The 16,465-nt window shown below is 42.5% G+C and carries 18 protein-coding genes; 3 read left to right on the top strand and 15 right to left on the bottom strand.

The annotated features are described in order from the left end of the window. Nucleotides 1-35: 35 nt before the first annotated feature. Nucleotides 36-332, bottom strand: coding sequence for a post-transcriptional regulator (locus BSO02S_RS05915; protein WP_066063884.1), 297 nt, complete (start codon nt 330-332; stop codon nt 36-38). A gap of 144 nt (nt 333-476) precedes the next feature. On the opposite strand from BSO02S_RS05915, the gene spoVB reads away from it, so the two are divergent. Next, the gene (gene spoVB / locus BSO02S_RS05910) at nt 477-2,024 is read left to right on the top strand and encodes a stage V sporulation protein B (protein WP_066063883.1); all 1,548 of its coding nucleotides are present in this window, start codon (nt 477-479) and stop codon (nt 2,022-2,024) included. 25 nt (nt 2,025-2,049) lie between these two features. Here the strand turns inward: spoVB and BSO02S_RS05905 are convergent, their stop codons facing one another. Continuing rightward, on the bottom strand, nt 2,050-2,709 hold the full coding sequence (locus BSO02S_RS05905; protein WP_066063880.1) for a DUF421 domain-containing protein: 660 nt from the start codon (nt 2,707-2,709) through the stop codon (nt 2,050-2,052). 263 nt (nt 2,710-2,972) lie between these two features. Between BSO02S_RS05905 and BSO02S_RS05900 the strand changes: the two genes are divergently transcribed. Then, nucleotides 2,973-3,335 (top strand): TIGR04086 family membrane protein, encoded by a 363-nt coding sequence (locus BSO02S_RS05900; RefSeq protein WP_084374919.1) that lies wholly within the window; start codon nt 2,973-2,975, stop codon nt 3,333-3,335. A gap of 38 nt (nt 3,336-3,373) precedes the next feature. On the opposite strand, the gene yajC is transcribed toward BSO02S_RS05900, so the two are convergent. From yajC to safA, 9 genes are all read right to left on the bottom strand, one after another. After that, nucleotides 3,374-3,664, bottom strand: a complete 291-nt coding sequence (yajC, locus tag BSO02S_RS05895) for a preprotein translocase subunit YajC (protein WP_066063876.1) — start codon at nt 3,662-3,664, stop codon at nt 3,374-3,376. 29 nt (nt 3,665-3,693) lie between these two features. Then, nucleotides 3,694-4,833 carry a tRNA guanosine(34) transglycosylase Tgt gene (gene tgt / locus BSO02S_RS05890; RefSeq protein ID WP_066063871.1) on the bottom strand — a complete coding sequence of 380 codons (1,140 nt, stop codon included), beginning with the start codon at nt 4,831-4,833 and terminating at the stop codon, nt 3,694-3,696. A 195-nt stretch (nt 4,834-5,028) separates the two neighbouring features. Next, a complete protein-coding gene (queA, locus tag BSO02S_RS05885) occupies nt 5,029-6,057 on the bottom strand; it encodes a tRNA preQ1(34) S-adenosylmethionine ribosyltransferase-isomerase QueA (protein WP_066063869.1) in 1,029 nt (342 codons plus the stop codon). 36 nt (nt 6,058-6,093) lie between these two features. After that, nucleotides 6,094-7,095, bottom strand: a complete 1,002-nt coding sequence (ruvB, locus tag BSO02S_RS05880) for a Holliday junction branch migration DNA helicase RuvB (RefSeq protein ID WP_066063866.1) — start codon at nt 7,093-7,095, stop codon at nt 6,094-6,096. 13 nt (nt 7,096-7,108) lie between these two features. Further along, nucleotides 7,109-7,720: a Holliday junction branch migration protein RuvA gene (gene ruvA / locus BSO02S_RS05875; RefSeq protein WP_066063863.1), complete on the bottom strand. Its 612-nt coding sequence runs from the start codon at nt 7,718-7,720 to the stop codon at nt 7,109-7,111. A 295-nt stretch (nt 7,721-8,015) separates the two neighbouring features. Beyond that, nucleotides 8,016-8,570, bottom strand: coding sequence for an intercompartmental signaling factor BofC (locus tag BSO02S_RS05870; protein ID WP_066063860.1), 555 nt, complete (start codon nt 8,568-8,570; stop codon nt 8,016-8,018). A 129-nt stretch (nt 8,571-8,699) separates the two neighbouring features. Next, nucleotides 8,700-9,398, bottom strand: a complete 699-nt coding sequence (locus tag BSO02S_RS05865) for a YhcN/YlaJ family sporulation lipoprotein (protein ID WP_066063857.1) — start codon at nt 9,396-9,398, stop codon at nt 8,700-8,702. A gap of 78 nt (nt 9,399-9,476) precedes the next feature. Beyond that, the gene (locus tag BSO02S_RS05860) at nt 9,477-10,466 is read right to left on the bottom strand and encodes a phosphotransferase (RefSeq protein WP_066063854.1); all 990 of its coding nucleotides are present in this window, start codon (nt 10,464-10,466) and stop codon (nt 9,477-9,479) included. Next, nucleotides 10,453-12,216, bottom strand: a complete 1,764-nt coding sequence (gene safA / locus BSO02S_RS28375; protein ID WP_066063852.1) for a SafA/ExsA family spore coat assembly protein — start codon at nt 12,214-12,216, stop codon at nt 10,453-10,455. Before safA ends, BSO02S_RS05860 begins: the two co-directional genes overlap by 14 nt. 214 nt (nt 12,217-12,430) lie before the next feature. Here safA and BSO02S_RS05850 point away from each other — a divergent pair, with 214 nt between their 5' ends. After that, nucleotides 12,431-12,964, top strand: a complete 534-nt coding sequence (locus tag BSO02S_RS05850) for a transcription repressor NadR (RefSeq protein ID WP_066063849.1) — start codon at nt 12,431-12,433, stop codon at nt 12,962-12,964. Nucleotides 12,965-12,991: 27 nt separating this feature from the next. On the opposite strand, the gene pheA is transcribed toward BSO02S_RS05850, so the two are convergent. The 4 genes from pheA to BSO02S_RS05830 all read right to left on the bottom strand — a co-directional run bounded on the left by pheA (nt 12,992) and on the right by BSO02S_RS05830 (nt 16,294). Further along, nucleotides 12,992-13,846: a prephenate dehydratase gene (gene pheA, locus BSO02S_RS05845; RefSeq protein WP_066063844.1), complete on the bottom strand. Its 855-nt coding sequence runs from the start codon at nt 13,844-13,846 to the stop codon at nt 12,992-12,994. A gap of 57 nt (nt 13,847-13,903) precedes the next feature. Beyond that, nucleotides 13,904-14,359 carry a transcriptional regulator ThrR gene (gene thrR / locus BSO02S_RS05840; RefSeq protein WP_066063841.1) on the bottom strand — a complete coding sequence of 152 codons (456 nt, stop codon included), beginning with the start codon at nt 14,357-14,359 and terminating at the stop codon, nt 13,904-13,906. Nucleotides 14,360-14,393: 34 nt separating this feature from the next. Further along, nucleotides 14,394-15,686 (bottom strand): GTPase ObgE, encoded by a 1,293-nt coding sequence (obgE, locus tag BSO02S_RS05835; protein ID WP_066063838.1) that lies wholly within the window; start codon nt 15,684-15,686, stop codon nt 14,394-14,396. Between the two features lie 71 nt (nt 15,687-15,757). After that, nucleotides 15,758-16,294, bottom strand: a complete 537-nt coding sequence (locus BSO02S_RS05830) for a Spo0B C-terminal domain-containing protein (protein ID WP_066063835.1) — start codon at nt 16,292-16,294, stop codon at nt 15,758-15,760. Nucleotides 16,295-16,465: the final 171 nt, after the last annotated feature.

Here is a 16,465-nt window from a genome sequence, read left to right as displayed (position 1 = left end):
GTTGCTAGTGCCCAAAAAATGAAAATTACAATAATTTATTTTAAAAGCTCCTTCCATTCATTTTCATCATCAAGTGAAAACTCAGCTGTTTTATAGGCATCGATGGTTGCAAAGCTAATATAGTCGCTTACCTTGACAGAAAGAATTTCTTGGACAATCTCGAACAGTTTCAATTCATTCGCTACCTTTTTCCACTTTTTCTTTACTAAATATCTCCAAAGCTCCTTTTCCGTAACGGAATCAATTCCCAGCATGCGAAACTCCGCGAGTTTACTTGCTAAAGCTGGCTGAACCTGGGTACGAAAATGATTGTTCAAGTCGTTATTATCCATTCTTACTGCCCCCCTGGGGAGTGTTTCCCCAAAATTTAATTGACCCATTACAAAAAGCTTTTACTACCTGTCATGCTTTGTCCACCTTTAGGCATATAGTTAATTGTATATGAATTCTCCTGATTTGAGAAGGTGGGAACCTAGATGTCGAAGTTTTTAAAGGGGACTTTTATTTTATTAATTGCCGGGTTGATTACAAGGGTCCTTGGTTTTATTTATCGAATTGTCCTAGCAAGAAGCATAGGTGAAGAAGGCGTCGGTTTATATATGATGGCATATCCTACGTTTATTCTGGTGGTAACGATTACTCAGCTTGGACTTCCGGTGGCCATCTCTAAAAATATCGCTGAGGCGGAAGCTAGGGGCAATTATGCTGAAATAAAAAAAATCCTAGTCGTTTCCCTAGCAACAACGATAGGCTTATCGTTTATCATAACGCCGGCACTCATCTTCCTTGCACCAATCCTGTCAACTACACTCTTTACCGACCATAGGACGTTTTTTCCTTTAATTGCGATTGCACCGGCCGTTCCGATTATTGCGATTTCCGCCGTTTTAAGGGGCTATTTCCAAGGGCGGCAAAATATGCGCCCATCCGCAATCTCGCAAATTTTAGAACAGTTTGTGAGAATAACTTTAATCGCAACAGCGACAAAAACATTTCTTCCCTATGGGGTTGAATATGCTGCCGCAGCTGCAATGGCCGCCTCGGTTTTGGGTGAATTACTCTCACTCGTGTATCTATTAACAACCTTTAAATTAAAAAAACGCTTTAGGCTTAGAAAAGATTTCTTTCAATTCGTTCATAAAGGAAAAAGGACCTTCAAGGAATTAATGGAGATTGCACTGCCTACGATGGGAAGCAGAATGATTGGTTCTGTTTCTTGGTTTTTTGAACCCATTGTTGTTGCACACAGCCTCGCTCTTGCAGGGATTGTTGCGGGCAGCGCAACAAAGCAGTATGGGCTGCTGACAGGCTATGCCATGCCGTTGCTAATGCTGCCGTCTTTTGTTACATTTTCTTTAGCAACCTCTCTGGTCCCAGCTATCAGTGAGGCCAATTCAAAGAATAATCATAAATTAATCGAATACCGGCTCCAGCAGGCATTGCGGCTTACTTTTTTAACAGGCGGACTTGCTGTTATTATCCTCTATGTTTTGGCTGATCCACTCATGGAGCTTATGTATGGCTCCACAAAGGGATCCTATTTTATTCGCCTGATGGCTCCATGTTTTTTGTTTTATTATTATCAGGGTCCATTGCAAGCGGTATTACAGGCCTTAAATCTTGCCAGAGCAGCAATGATTAATAGTTTAATTGGCGCGGTCGTCAAAACGGCTTTAATCTTTCTACTTGCCTCACAAGCTTCATTCGGAATTACCGGGGCAGCACTGGGAATCATCGTTGGGTTTGTAATTGTAACCATTCTTCATTTTGCAACAGTCCTGAAAAAAATTGCTTTTTCCTTTTATATTCGCGATTACTTGAAAGGATTTCTTATCATGGGTATCTCGGGATGGGCCGGCTATTGGTTTTTTGAAAACATCCTTCTGAAAGAACCGCTAACAATTAGAGTCTTAACCGTTGTTACAGCCATGTCGATCTCGTACCTAGTGATGTTATTTTTATTTGGACTAATTAAGAAGGACGAGATAAAACGCATTCCGTGGCTTGGAAAGTTTTTTGCCTAAAAAAAAGACACAGTTGTGTCTTTTTTTATTCATCCTGCAAGTCAATGAAGAATTTTCCATTTTCATAACTGCAAAAAGAAATCTGTTTAACATCGCGGTAGCCTTTTTTTTTCAATTCCTGTCGAAGCCATAAATTTGTTTTATTAATACTTTTTAAATTTTCTTCTTCTATGGAACCATCGAGTATTAACGGGATGGTAATATCACCCTGCTGTGGTTCTTCCTTGCTATTTTTCAATTTCTCAATGACCGATAGGCTTCCAGATGATTCTAAAATGGCAAACTCCACGTCTGCAATACTGCGAATGTTCTTTTCCCGAAGCTGGGTCATTAAATCATCAAAATTGTACCGCTGCTTCCGCATCGCCGATTCATCTATTTTCCCCCTATTAATAATAATGCTGGGCTTCCCGTCAATAAGGTTTCGAAACTTTTTGCTTTTTAATGATAGTAAAGCGAGCGTGATTTGAATCAGCATTAATAACACCATCGGAAGGACCGTATGGAATAAAGGAGAATGATTTGTTTCAATGGCCACAACCGCCAATTCACCAATCATGATAAAGACCACCAGGTCAAGAATGCTTAATTCGCCGATTTCCCTTTTCCCCATGATTCGAAAAATGACTAGGATAAGCGTATATAAAAATAGTGTTCGAAACACAATCGTTAGATATTCTTCCACAACTGTCGCCCCTTTTTTACATTCAAATATATTGTCTGCCATATCGTGCAAAAAGATTAGTGGAATTAAATACCATTCATCATTCTTATTATGAATTGGGTAGAAGTTTTCATTCTATTTTTAGCGTTTCATGAATACGCTTGTACTAGGAAAGAAACTGTTATGAAGGTTTGACCATCAAAAAAATAAGAATATGGATGTCAGCCTGAAGGTAACGGGAGGGGGAGATTAAAATCGAATCGAAAAGCTTGGGTACTTCAATTTTGTATGGATTAATTTTTATCCTGGTTTTCGCCGTGTTAAGCAGCCTTATTTTTGCCTTTATACTCAGATTTACGTCCGCTAAGGAAGTATCACTTCAATACATCATTACGGCATTATCATTCATCGGGCTGTTTGGAGGCGGTTTTCTATCCGGCGGAAAGCACAAAGAAAATGGCTGGCTTATCGGTGGCTTAACAGGGCTAATTTATTCGCTTGCCGTCTTTTTGTTTCAATACTTAGGCTATGATCGCCTCTTTAACGTTGAACAAGTAATCTATCACACCTGCTATACCTTAATTGCCATGATGGGTGGAATATTAGGGGTGAATATTTCAACAAACAACTCAAGAAGATCCGTATAAACAAAAGGGAAGCCCTAGGGCTTCCCTTTTGTTTGCAATTATTTTGAAAGGCTTACGCTTCCTTCACCAGCGGCTGTTACTTCGCGGATTGCATTGCGGTCAAATGTTAGACGGCTACCGTCTCCACATTTAATAACGACGTTGCTATCATCAATCGAGTCTACAAAACCATGCAGCCCGCCAATCGTGACAACTTTATCACCCTTCTTTAAATCGCTTTGCATTTGCCTAACAGCTTTTTGGCGCTTTTGCTGCGGGCGAATTAATAGGAAATAAAATAATACAAACATTAATATTAATGGTAAAATTGTACCAATTCCTCCAGACATCTTGTTTCCCTCCTTTCAAAAATTATCTATTAGAAATTTCGCGCGTTCGGCTTATTAAAACCATAACGTTCAAAAAATTCTTCGCGGAAATCACCAAGCCGGTCTTCCATGATGGCTTGTCTGACTTGCTCCATTAATCTTAACAGAAAATAGAGATTATGATAAGACGTTAAACGAATTCCGAATGTTTCATCACATTTAATTAAGTGACGAATGTAGGCCCTGCTATAGTTTCGGCATGTATAGCAATCGCAATTTTCATCGAGCGGCCCAAAATCTTTCGCATATTGCGCATTTTTGACAACCAGTCGGCCCGTACTTGTCATCAAAGTACCATTTCTTGCAATTCTCGTTGGCAAAACACAGTCAAACATATCAATGCCGCGTATCGAGCCGTCAATTAAGGAATCCGGTGAACCAACACCCATTAAGTACCTTGGTTTATTTGCCGGTAAAAGTGGTGTCGTGTATTCAAGCATGCGGTTCATGATGTCTTTTGGCTCGCCAACAGATAATCCGCCGACGGCATAACCAGGGAAGTCTAATGAAACAAGGTCTCTTGCACTTTGCTTGCGGAGCTCCTCATATTCTCCCCCTTGGACGATGCCGAATAAACCTTGGTCTGTGGGACGGCTGTGTGCTTGCAAACAGCGCTCAGCCCATCTAGAGGTGCGCTCCACAGACTTTTGCATGTATTCGTAGCTTGCCGGGTATGGCGGGCACTCATCAAAGGCCATCATAATGTCAGATCCAAGAATATTTTGGATTTCCATCGCTTTTTCCGGTGATAAAAATAATTTTTCACCGCTCATATGGTTGCGAAAATGGACGCCTTCTTCTTCAATTTTACGGAATTTACTTAAACTGAACACCTGAAAACCACCAGAGTCCGTTAAGATTGCCCTGTCCCAGTTCATAAACTTATGCAGGCCGCCTGCTTCCTTAATGATCTCCTGGCCCGGACGAAGCCATAAATGATAGGTGTTGCTTAAAATGATCCCGGCACCCATTTCCTTTAAATCTTCGGGGGACATGGTTTTCACGGTTGCCAACGTTCCCACCGGCATAAATGCCGGTGTATCAAACGAGCCATGCGGCGTATGGACTCTGCCGAGCCGGGCCCCCGTTTGTTTACATGTTTTGATTAATTCATAGCGAATAGCAGTCAAATTTTTGTCTCCTTCCTATTGTAAAACCTAGATGACTTTTCAGGCCTCCATCTAAATTCAGTGAACAAGCCGTAGTAACCTAATAAAGGCGGTGTGAGCAGAGCAAAGCTTAGACTTTTTCATCGTGAAGAATGTAATTCTTCCATCAAATTTTGTCTATAATGATCATTTTTGCGGCGCTCCACCCCTTTACCATTAGATGATAAGCATCGCATCACCAAAGCTGAAAAAACGATACCGCTCAGAAACAGCTGTTTGATAGGCTTGCAAAACATTTTCTCTTCCCGCTAACGCACTGACAAGCATGATTAGCGTTGATTTCGGCAAATGAAAGTTCGTAATCATTCCATCGATTGCCTTAAACGAATAGCCTGGATAAATAAAGATACTTGTCCAGCCGCTGCCTTCAATAAATTGGCCATCATTGGCAGAGGCGATCGTCTCCAACGTCCGGGTTGAGGTAGTCCCAACGGTAATGATTCTGCCGCCATTACTCCTGACTTCATTGAGAAGCCGTGCCGTTCCTTCTGTTACCATATAAAATTCCGAGTGCATATCGTGCGCTAGAACATCGTCGACACTGACAGGTCTAAAGGTCCCGAGCCCGACATGAAGGGTAATAAACGCAATATGAACACCCTTTTCTTTAATTTCCGTTAATAAGCCTTCCGTAAAATGAAGACCTGCTGTCGGTGCTGCCGCAGAACCCGGTTCACGGGCAAACACCGTTTGATATCTATCCCGGTCATCAAGCTGCTCTTTTATGTATGGCGGGAGCGGCATTTCACCTAATTGGTCGAGCACCTCGTAAAAAATACCATCATATTTAAAATCCAAGACCCTGCCACCGTGGTCAGAGGTTCCTGTACAAACGGCTGTTAACAGTCCATTCCCGAAGTCAATTTCCGTTCCTTCTTTCACACGCTTAGCAGGCTTAATCAACGTCTCCCACTGATCCCCTTCAAGCTGTTTTAACAAAAGGACCTCAATTTTGGCACCTGTATCTTTTTTGACACCAAAAAGGCGTGCAGGAAGTACCTTTGTATCATTTAAGACAAGGCAATCCCCTTCACGCAAATATTCGCTAATATTTTTAAATACCTCATGCTTTATTTCGCCTGTGTGTTTATCCAAGATCATTAATCTGCTGTCTGTCCGGTTTTTAAGCGGAACTTGCGCAATTAATTCCTCAGGCAAATGAAAATCAAATAAATCTACCTTCATATAGTTACACCCTAATCCTTGATTAATATCACCCAATCACTGGGCAGGCATCTGCATGCCGAAATGGTGGTAAACCGCTGCGGTTGCCACCCTGCCCCTTGGGGTTCTTTGCAAAAATCCAATCTGCAGTAAATATGGTTCATACACATCTTCAATTGTTTCCGCCTCTTCACCAATCGATGCGGCAATCGTATCTAGGCCAACAGGGCCGCCCCTAAACCTTTCAATGATACCTTTAAGCAATTTATGGTCAATATGGTCAAGGCCCAGCCGGTCCACCTGCAGGAGTTCCAGCGCTTCGTTCGCAATCTTACTGTCAATTGTACCATTTCCCCGTACTTGGGCAAAATCTCTCACCCGGCGGAGGAGACGATTGGCGATCCTTGGAGTTCCCCTTGCTCTCCTAGCGATTTCGGCTGCTGAAAGGTCATCGATTTCAGTAGCGAACAATTCTGCGGTTCTGAGTACAATATTTTTTAATTGATCTTCCTTATAATACTCGAGACGGCTTAAAACTCCAAATCGATCCCGTAACGGAGCGGACAAGGAGCCTGCCCTTGTTGTCGCTCCAACAAGCGTAAATGGCGGCAGGTCGAGGCGGACAGATCTTGCACTTGGGCCTTTGCCAATCACGATATCAAGGCAGAAATCCTCCATCGCCGGATAGAGCACTTCTTCAATTGTCCGTTGCAGGCGGTGAATTTCATCAATAAATAAAACGTCTCCTGGCTCAAGTGCGGTTAGAATCGCCGCTAAATCGCCAGGCCTTTCAATTGCCGGTCCTGAAGTGGTGCGGATGTTCACACCCATTTCATTCGCGATAATCACCGCTAGTGTCGTCTTCCCCAATCCCGGCGGGCCGTAAAGGAGTACATGGTCTAACGTTTCCTTGCGAAGTCTTGCTGCCTTTATAAAAATTTCTAAATTATCCTTAACCTGATCCTGTCCAATGTATTGCTTTAAGGTTTGCGGCCTGAGGCTTTGTTCCAAGCTAATCTCGCTCTCGGTCACTTCACTAGAAATTATCCGCTCTTCCATGCATCATCACCACCTATTTTAAAAGCCGCTTTAGTGCATTTTTAATGTATTGGTCTGTTGACAGCTGTTCTTTTCTTAACTCAGGTGAAATCTTTTTAATTTCCTTTTCAGAATACCCCAGCGCTTTCAATGCTAAAACCGCCTCATCAAAGGCTGTATTACTTCCTTGCGTATTTAATGAAAGTTGATCGGCATTAAATAAATTCGGGAAATAATCTGGGACGATATCCTGCAATTTTCCCTTTAAGTCAAGAATCATTTGCCGGGCGGTTTTTTTGCCGACACCCGGGAATTTAACTAGAAAGCTCTCATCTTCGTTTTCAATCGCGGCTACCACCTGCTGGACCTCGCCGGAAGCAAGGATGGCCAGCGCCCCTTTAGGCCCGATTCCCGAAACATTTAATAATTTAGTAAAAAGCTTTTTTTCTTCTCTTGTTTCAAAGCCGTAAAGGGCTATTAAATCTTCGCGAACATAATGATAGGTATAAACAGTTATCATTGTTTCGATTTTCCCCGCATAAATAAACGGATTTGGCGTAGCGATTTGATAGCCAATCCCATTGTTCTCAATGACAATATATTCTGGACCGACAAACTCGACGGTTCCTTTTATAAATTCATACAATCGTATTCTCTCCCCTAGATTGAACCCACTACAGTGAAATTCATGCTGTCTACCATTTTAACATAAATAAACAGGGGAATTGAAGAAAATCGTTCCTTGGTAAAATGTCGAATTATTCTGTTTTGCTGATTCGCTGATAAATCATGTGAATTCGCTGATAAATTACTTAAATTCGCCGATAAATCATGTAAATTCGCCGATAAACCTATGCTAGACAGAAAAAAAGTGGTTAGAACGAGAAAATAGCAAAAAAAATCAGGCTGAAATAAAAAGTCAGTCTGATTCGCAGTAGTTTCTATTCTTTTTTTATCGAATAAGGCTTAAAAGTTTCTAAAACCTCTACATAATGATCTTTTGATTTAATGGGGATGCCTTGAATCAACTCTTCTTGCTTTTTGCTTTCCAGCTTCATAATATCTAATTGAAAAAAAGATTGAATGATTCGGGATTGGCCGGGCCTGCCATTAAAAATAGTCAAAACACCATTATCACTTATCCCAAAAAAGCCATTTGCCTTCAGCAATGGTGATATATCGTTAACTTGTTTCCTAAAGACCATTGTCGATTCATCGCTGTCAATAAGCTGCCATTGGTCGTACTTAGCCCAGAAATTCTCCATTGACCAGCATTTCTCTTGGACTACTTCCTGACTTATTTCTCCATCCAAATAGTATTTTTCTAAAACTACCGTCAAGTAGCGCGGTTCCTTCTTTGCTTGTGTTTGATGGCTATCCGGTTGTGCAGCAGAGCCAGATTTCATCATTTCCGGGGCCACGCCGGTAAACATGAAGAGCAGAACAGCGAATACGGCAAAACTGTACCGACCTATTGCTATCCAATGATACCTCATGCTACTCACCTCTTATTGTTAAAAATTGAACAATCTTTGCAGTACTAGTTTAGCCTTATTTTGCCTTTTTATCCTTGCGTACGAAAAAAGAACAAAGCCCGAAAAGCTTTGCTCTTTTTCAAAAGGAATTTAGCTCCCGCCCTTGTTGCGCTGGGTATCATTTCTGATGTTACGGTCGCGGCCGATGGTGCCCTCATCCGTGAGGACAGTTATCGTTCTTCCGTCCGCATAAGGCTTAACCACATTTCTGATTGCTTGTTTTGTGGCGGCGGCTTTGCTATTATCAGCTAAATTCACCGAAACAATCACCGTATTTCCGTAGGCAACGGACCTTACATCCTGTACATTATTTATCTTTGCCACTTTACTCCTGATTTTATTGGAGAAATTATCCTGGAACTTAGGGTCCGTAGAAATACCTGTTTTTCCAATTTGTTTATTGAGATGGCCGTGATAGTTCATATCACTTGTACTAAAACGATTATCCCGTTGGAAAAAATTTCGGTCTTTCGATGCTAACGGTGTCGTAGGATTCTTGGGATTGCCATTTTCATCCCTTGTTTGCATCTGCCTTCTATTTTGTTCATTTGTTACATTATCCTCGTCCCCGAGCGTATGATCCATTATTTCTGTTAGCGCTCCATCATTATCTCTAAGCAGCTCATTATCATTGGTTGGGTGGTTTTCGTTGGAGTAATATCCAACCGGCCTCAGCGGATTGTTGTTGTTTTTTTCACTAACACCCGTACGATTAGTATCACTTGTACATCCCGCTAGTCCAATCATCATTACGGCTGAAAGAGGAATCATCCACTGTTTCTTGTTCAAGCGAAAAACCCCCTTAATTAACATCCTGAGCATCATGACATGCTCTTTACTAGGGTGTTATTTTCCGGAGGATTTCATTCAGTCCAATAAATCCTTTAAATGGTCGATAAATTTTTTTCTGGCATAAAACTGGCCAATCGTTAAATCCATCACCTGCTTATATTTCACCGGATCATTGTACGATTTTTCGCGGATCATTCGGTTCCATTCCCGAAAAATATCGGCCGGATAAGCTAAGGCAAATAAAAAAGCCCTTTCATGTAAATATTTCTTAATATGTTTATGGCTCGCCAGCCTTTCAAATGACCAGTCGATAAAGGGAAGAATCCGATTTGCATATTGTAAATAATCCATTGAAGCAGGTCCAATACTGATTAAATCAAAATCAATTAAATGTAACTGCCCCAAAGTATCCCTTAAAAAATTGTGATGAGCAACATCGCCGTGAAGGATGACAACGGGTTCCTTTTTAAAAAAGGCTTGGTGTTTTTCCATACCTGCAAGCGACCATTTTGCCCAGGACACGATTTCCGAGATGAACGGTTCGTTGATAAAATAGCCGAGAAAGGGAATATTAGTTGAAAAAACATGAAGGCGCTCCGTCCATTTTTCAATGAGGCGGCCATTTGGGAGTAAGGTTCGATACCGGGCGGCAAATGATGCTGTTGTGTTATGGAATTGGTTTAACAACTCCGTTCCATCCAGGCGGTTTTTTTGAGAATGAAACGAAAAATCGATTTTATTGGGAGCAATGTACTCGATACAGCCAAAGTAAGTCCCTTCAAAAAAAAGTTGCTCTTTCACTGGAGGAGCTAAGAATAAATAAGCCTTGGTAAATCCTTCTCTTCTAAGTGTGGTTGTAAAGGCTTCTTGAAGTCTAAGCCTGCTGTTCGTACGATACCCTTTAATGATATAAGTATTTTTCTTCGTTTTTAGCAAAAATACGCTCTTACGAATTGGAATCAACCCAATGATTCTTTCATAAAATTGTGACTGAAAATAAGAGAGGAGACGATCAAAATAATCATCGTCTCCGTTTTTGTTCACTGATCTATTAATTGCTTTCATCACGGTAACCTGGCATACCGTACGGATTCGACCCAGTCGGATCCATACCATATGGGTTCATATAAGGCGGCTGCGCCACATTAACAGGTCCTGTATATGGTGCACTGTAAATCGGCGGTGTAGGCGGAACAAATTGCGGCATTTCTGCCGGTGCTGCTCCACAGCCGCAATCACTTAAAGCACCCGTTCCTACTGGTAACCCCTGAGGTGGATTTGCAGGTCCAGCCATTTCTGCTGTTTCAAAGGCGGCAATGGATGGGCCCATTCCTTGTGAAGCCTGACCGCTCATTTGCGGGTACCCATATGGTATTTGACCATATGGGGCGCCCATTCCGTACGGATTTCCTATCGCTGGATTTCTGGCCGCGGTTCCTGGCGGTGCTGCGGGAGCAAATCCACCCGGATTTTGGGCTGTCGGGAATCCGACTGAGCTTTCCATCGGATAGCCTCCTGGCATTTGGCCGTAGCCTCCTGGCACCTGGCCATAGCCCGCTGGCATCTGACCGTAACCTTCTGGCATCTGGCCGTACCCTCCTGGCATTTGACCGTAGCCCGCCGGCATCTGGCCATACCCTCCTGGCATTTGACCGTAACCCGCTGGCATTTGCTGGCCGTAGCCTTCTGGCATTTGTCCATACCCTCCTGGCATTTGCTGGCCGTAACCTGCTGGCATTTGCTGGCCGTAGCCTTCTGGCATTTGTCCGTACCCTCCTGGCATTTGCTGGCCGTAGCCTTCTGGCATCTGACCGTACCCTGCCGGCATTTGCTGGGCGTAACCTTCTGGCATCTGGCCGTACCCTGCTGGCATTTGACCGTAAGCTGCCGGGTCCATGTAAGGTGTTCCCATTGGCTGCTGTTGGAATTGGTTTTGTCCACCCATCACTGCTCCTGGATTATACCCCGGGTTCATAACAGGCATTTGCGGCATAAATGATGATGATTCATCATGAAAGTACTGTCCAGGCATCATTGGTGCACCAGTCCCGATTGGCGCAGCTCCCGGATTACCATGCACCATTCCAGGTGGTACCATATTTGGTGCATAAGGAGCACCTTGCATTTGCGCGTACGGCATCATCGGCGGCATTGTGTGCATCGGCATTGGGAACCCCCCACCAAAAGGCGGACAGAAACCAGGACCCGGCATTACCGGTGTAACTGGGACACAATAATCCTGCGGCATCTCACACGGCACCTCTTGTACGGGCGGTGGAACCGGAATAGGGATCTCTTTCTTCGGAACTTCTTTAACTTCTGGAAGTATATTAGCGGGTTTAGGCGGCGGTACGGTCATATTTGTCATGTTGGTCATGTAATAATTGTTAACATCGATTTCCGGGACTACTTGCAGAGGCATTTTTGGAGTATAAGGTGTTTTTGGCGCTTCCTTTATAATTGGTTGTTCTTTTATGATGGGTTGTTCTTTAATGATTGGTTGTTCTTTGATTGGTACTTCTTTTTTCGGTATTTCCTTCATGGGTACTGGTTTCTCTTTGGCAAACGGGTGCTCAGCAAGCGGCATTTCTTTCTTAACTCCTAAGTTGATTGTAGTACCTGGTTTATGGGTCCCCACAGGTGATTCTTTTTTTACTGTTCCACCTGTTGTTGGGACTTTTACTTTCATACCGGGCATAATCATATCAGGGTTGCTGAGCTGTGAATTCATCTTTTTCAGCTCTTCAAAATTCACGCCGTACTTCTTGGCAATCTTCCAAAGAGTATCCCCTTTCTGTACGATATGGATCTTCACTCTGATTTCCCCTCCTATGGCATAAGTCCATATAGTCTATGTGGTAATGGGCAAAGTGCTATCCTTCTTCACAAAAACTTATGCTTTTTTTCAAAAAATATGAATTTTAATATTGAAAAATCCTTATCCTCTCCCCGGCTAAGAAAGTTTTTTTTTCCCAACCGTTATGATAAAATTGGTCATTATGCCTAGTGTGAGGAGCGTTTTTTGAAAAATGGAACAGAAAAAGATATTAGGGGAAGACCGGAGAAAGTTTATTTTGCAATTGCTTAAGAAAAGTAGCTATCCAATTACCGGAAGTGATTTAGCTGAAAAAACGAATGTAAGCAGACAGGTCATTGTTGGGGATATTACACTTCTTAAAGCAAAAAACGAACCGATAATTGCGACGAGTCAAGGATATATGTATTTAACACAAAGTTCAGGCGTACCATTATTCGAAAGGACGGTAGCCTGCCGGCATACGCCTGAAGATGCAGAGAGAGAGCTTAATTTATTTGTGGACCACGGTGTAACAGTGAAGGATGTAAAAATTGAGCATGCTGTTTACGGGGATTTAACGGCTTCCATCATGGTATCAAACCGCCAAGAAGTGAAACAATTCATGAAAAAGATTAAAAACACAAAAGCTGCCTTCTTATCAGAATTAACAAGCGGCATTCACTTGCATACCATTTCAGCCACAAACGAGCAAACGCTCGATAAAGCGGAAGCGGCCCTGAAGGCAGAAGGATTATTGATGGAATAAAAAAAGAACCCAGTCTGGGTTCTTTTCTTATTCCATATCCACCATAATTGACGGATAGCTTCCCAAAACCTTAACGCCGCAGCCCAATGCCTCGAGCTCGGCAATCGCTCCAGGTATCAACACCTCGTCGAGCTTCATTTCCAAATCAATAATGAAAAAGTAATTGCCAATCCCTGTTTTCATTGGTCTTGATTCAATTTTTGACAAATTTAATTTTCTCCAGGCAAATGCCGATAACACCTGATGGAGAGCTCCGGCTTGGTCTGAAGGCAGGGTAACCATCAGCGTTGTTTTGTAATGGGATGAACCACTGATCGATTCGAAATCCAGGTCCTGTTCTGAAAGAACGAAAAAACGGGTATGGTTATAATCGAAATCATGAATATCTTTTTGAACTATGGCCAGCCCATACTCTTTAGCCGCCAATTCATTGGCAATTGCAGCTGCCTTTATTTCAGGATGTTCCATCACCATTTTCGCCGCTGCCGCCGTCGATGACACACTCTCGATGGAAACCCCTTTTAAATGATTATGTAAAAACGAATGGCACTGGGCAATCGCATGCGAGTGACTGTATACAATGTTTACCTCTTGCCATTTTTCCATATTGTCAGGATGAACCATCAAATGCTGCTTAATGGGAAGTGTGATTTCGCCAATGATTGGAATCTGAACCACGTGTGTTAAATAATCAAGGGTAACATTCACTGAACCTTCAAGGGCATTTTCAACAGGAACCACTGTTAGGTCCACAGCCTTTTCCACAATCGCATCCATACTTTCAGGAATCGTCCGGTACGGCTCAAGCTCAAATCCCGGAAAAACCTTTTTGACCGCTATTTCGGTAAATGTTGCTTTTGGTCCTAAAAAACCGATTTTCATAACTTCCCCACCCCTTCTTTTAAAAAGAAAGCTGAGAACAGCCCTGCATAGTTTTCACTATGCACCCGTTCCCAGCACCTCTACCTTCTCCACAAATTCAAGCTTTCTTAGCTCTTTAAGTAAATCATCAATTTCCGACGTAATGTTAGAAGTGTTTAATGAAAGAGTCACATTCGCCCGCCCTTGCAACGGAATCGTTTGGTGCAGTGTAACAACATTACACCCCGAAGATGCAACCACACTCAGCAATTTTGAAAGAGTGCCGGAACGGTCCTCCAAATGAAAGAAAAGTGAGACAATCTTTTCCTTTTTAATCGTTGAAAAGGGAAAAACGGTATCCCGATACTTATAAAAGGCACTTCTGCTTAAATCGGCCTTCTGAACAGCATCTGCAATCGATTCTGCCTTACCTCTATCAAGCATTTCCTTCGCTTCAAGCGTTTTTATCATCGCTTCCGGCAAAACATCTTCACGGACCAAATAGAATTTTTTATCAACGTTATCCATATTCATCACTCAGCCTCAATCTGTTCGGGGCCCTTCCTGCTTACTCGATAAACTCAAATTCAAATTCTAATAATTTTACGATATCCCCGTCTTTTGCTCCTTTTTTGCGTAGGGCTTCATCCACCCCAAGACCGCGAAGCTGCCGTGAGAACCGGCGAACAGATTCTTCTCTTGAGAAGTCCGTCATCTTAAATAGCTTATCTACTTTTTCACCAGAAACGACAAATGAACCATCTGATTCTCTGGTGATTGTAAATGCCTGCGGCTCTGCCTCATGTTTATAGAGAACGCGATGAATTCCCGTTGTTTCCTCTTCTTCATGATCAAGTGGGAATTCTGGGGTATTCTCAATTAAATCTGCCACAGCAAACAATAGATCACGTAACCCTTTTCTCGTTAGTGCAGAAATAGGGAAAATCGGAGAATCATCCTTTAGTTGAGCTTTGAATTTTTGTAAGTTTTCCTCAGCTTCAGGCATATCCATTTTATTCGCAACAATAACTTGTGGACGCTCCATCAACCTTAAATTATACTCGTTTAATTCCCGATTAATCGTCAGGTAATCCTCATACGGATCACGGCCATCCGTCGCAGCCATATCGATGACATGGACAATGACTCTTGTCCGTTCAATATGCCGTAAGAATTGATGCCCCAGGCCCACCCCTTCACTTGCCCCTTCAATCAAACCTGGAAGGTCAGCCATAACGAAACTTCTGTTATCTTCCGTTTCGACCATGCCAAGATTCGGGACAATCGTGGTAAAATGGTACTCAGCGATTTTCGGCTTAGCCGCTGAAACAACGGATAAAAGTGTTGATTTACCCACACTCGGAAAACCAACAAGACCAGCATCGGCTAGCAGTTTTAATTCAAGGATAACGTCGCGCTCTTGGCCCGGCTCGCCATTCTCAGATAACTCAGGTGCTGGATTTGTTGGCGTGGCGAAACGTGAATTTCCCCGTCCGCCGCGGCCACCTTTGGCAATCACAGCCCGCTGGCCATTCTCAACTAAATCAGCAATAACCTCTTTTGTTTCCTCATCGATGACAACTGTTCCGGGTGGCACCTTGACAATCATATCCTTGGAATTCGCGCCATGCATGTTTTTGGCCATGCCATGCTCGCCGCGGGGTGCTTTAAAATGACGCTGATAACGGAAATCCATTAACGTCCGTAAGCCCTCATTTACTTCAAAAACAACATTGGCACCTTTACCGCCATCACCGCCGGCCGGCCCGCCATTTGGAACATATTTTTCACGACGAAACGCCACCATACCATTGCCGCCGTCTCCACCTTTTACATAAATCTTCGTTTGATCGACAAACATCTTATTCCTCCAGTCTTGCGCTAATAGTTCAACTGATATCACAACGTAGGACTCGCATCTTTATACCAAAATTATAAAAAGGGCATAAAAACTTCTAATCCGAGTTCGCTCTCAGAAAATTCCTTGATAACTAAATCTATAAGTCCAATTTGATCAGCAAGGAATTTTTCAATCAGTTCCCTTTTTATTATTATCCCGCTAAAATCAAAAAAGAAACGAATCCCCGTTGATTGCGGTTCAATTGTTATCGATAAGTGATTTTCTTGGAATGCTTCAATCCCCTCATTCAAACAGGAAAAAAATAAGTTGGTCCAATTTGTCATGAGTCCATCATCCATATGTAAGGATACCGAATCCTGAAGCACCTCATATTCAAGTTTAAAGGAAGGGTTCTCCCAATTGGATTTCAACAGCAGCGCGGCCAGCATTGGCATATTTAAATTTGAAAGCTTTGTTTCATGCTGCGTTTCGATGACAATCTCATCAATAACTGCCTTTGCCCGGTCCATTCGATTTAAATCCAAGTTTCCCTTTATTAATTGCAGCCTATTTAACCAATCATGTCGTGAGTGCCGCAGCACTTCAACGATATCCCATTCTTTCCCCATACGTACACTCCCACATTAAAGTGCCGGAACACTGTTTGCTGATAGTATATCAAAAAAATAACCATGAGTAAGCTTTTTTTACTTATGAATGTAATTAGAGGCAAAAGAGTGCTTTTTCGAAGTCGTTTCCCTGAAGTGTAATATGGAAGGAAAAATTCGTTAGCAAAAAGA

It is taken from the genome of Neobacillus soli NBRC 102451 (assembly GCF_001591665.1).
GTDB classification, from domain to species: Bacteria; Bacillota; Bacilli; order Bacillales; family Cytobacillaceae; genus Neobacillus; species Neobacillus soli.
The sequence above is the reverse complement of the archived record's forward strand: the minus strand, read 5'-3'. Positions and strand labels throughout refer to the sequence as shown.

Bases quoted from the DNA above. Each gene is read 5' to 3' on its own strand.
- BSO02S_RS05915 (WP_066063884.1), bottom strand. From the start codon at position 332: ATGGATAATAACGACTTGAACAATCATTTTCGTACCCAGGTTCAGCCA.
- spoVB (WP_066063883.1), top strand. From the start codon at position 477: ATGTCGAAGTTTTTAAAGGGGACTTTTATTTTATTAATTGCCGGGTTG.
- yajC (WP_066063876.1), bottom strand. From the start codon at position 3,664: ATGTCTGGAGGAATTGGTACAATTTTACCATTAATATTAATGTTTGTA.
- queA (WP_066063869.1), bottom strand. From the start codon at position 6,057: ATGAAGGTAGATTTATTTGATTTTCATTTGCCTGAGGAATTAATTGCG.
- ruvB (WP_066063866.1), bottom strand. From the start codon at position 7,095: ATGGAAGAGCGGATAATTTCTAGTGAAGTGACCGAGAGCGAGATTAGC.
- BSO02S_RS05870 (WP_066063860.1), bottom strand. From the start codon at position 8,570: ATGAGGTATCATTGGATAGCAATAGGTCGGTACAGTTTTGCCGTATTC.
- BSO02S_RS05860 (WP_066063854.1), bottom strand. From the start codon at position 10,466: ATGAAAGCAATTAATAGATCAGTGAACAAAAACGGAGACGATGATTAT.
- BSO02S_RS05850 (WP_066063849.1), top strand. From the start codon at position 12,431: ATGGAACAGAAAAAGATATTAGGGGAAGACCGGAGAAAGTTTATTTTG.
- pheA (WP_066063844.1), bottom strand. From the start codon at position 13,846: ATGAAAATCGGTTTTTTAGGACCAAAAGCAACATTTACCGAAATAGCG.
- thrR (WP_066063841.1), bottom strand. From the start codon at position 14,359: ATGAATATGGATAACGTTGATAAAAAATTCTATTTGGTCCGTGAAGAT.
- obgE (WP_066063838.1), bottom strand. From the start codon at position 15,686: ATGTTTGTCGATCAAACGAAGATTTATGTAAAAGGTGGAGACGGCGGC.
- BSO02S_RS05830 (WP_066063835.1), bottom strand. From the start codon at position 16,294: ATGGGGAAAGAATGGGATATCGTTGAAGTGCTGCGGCACTCACGACAT.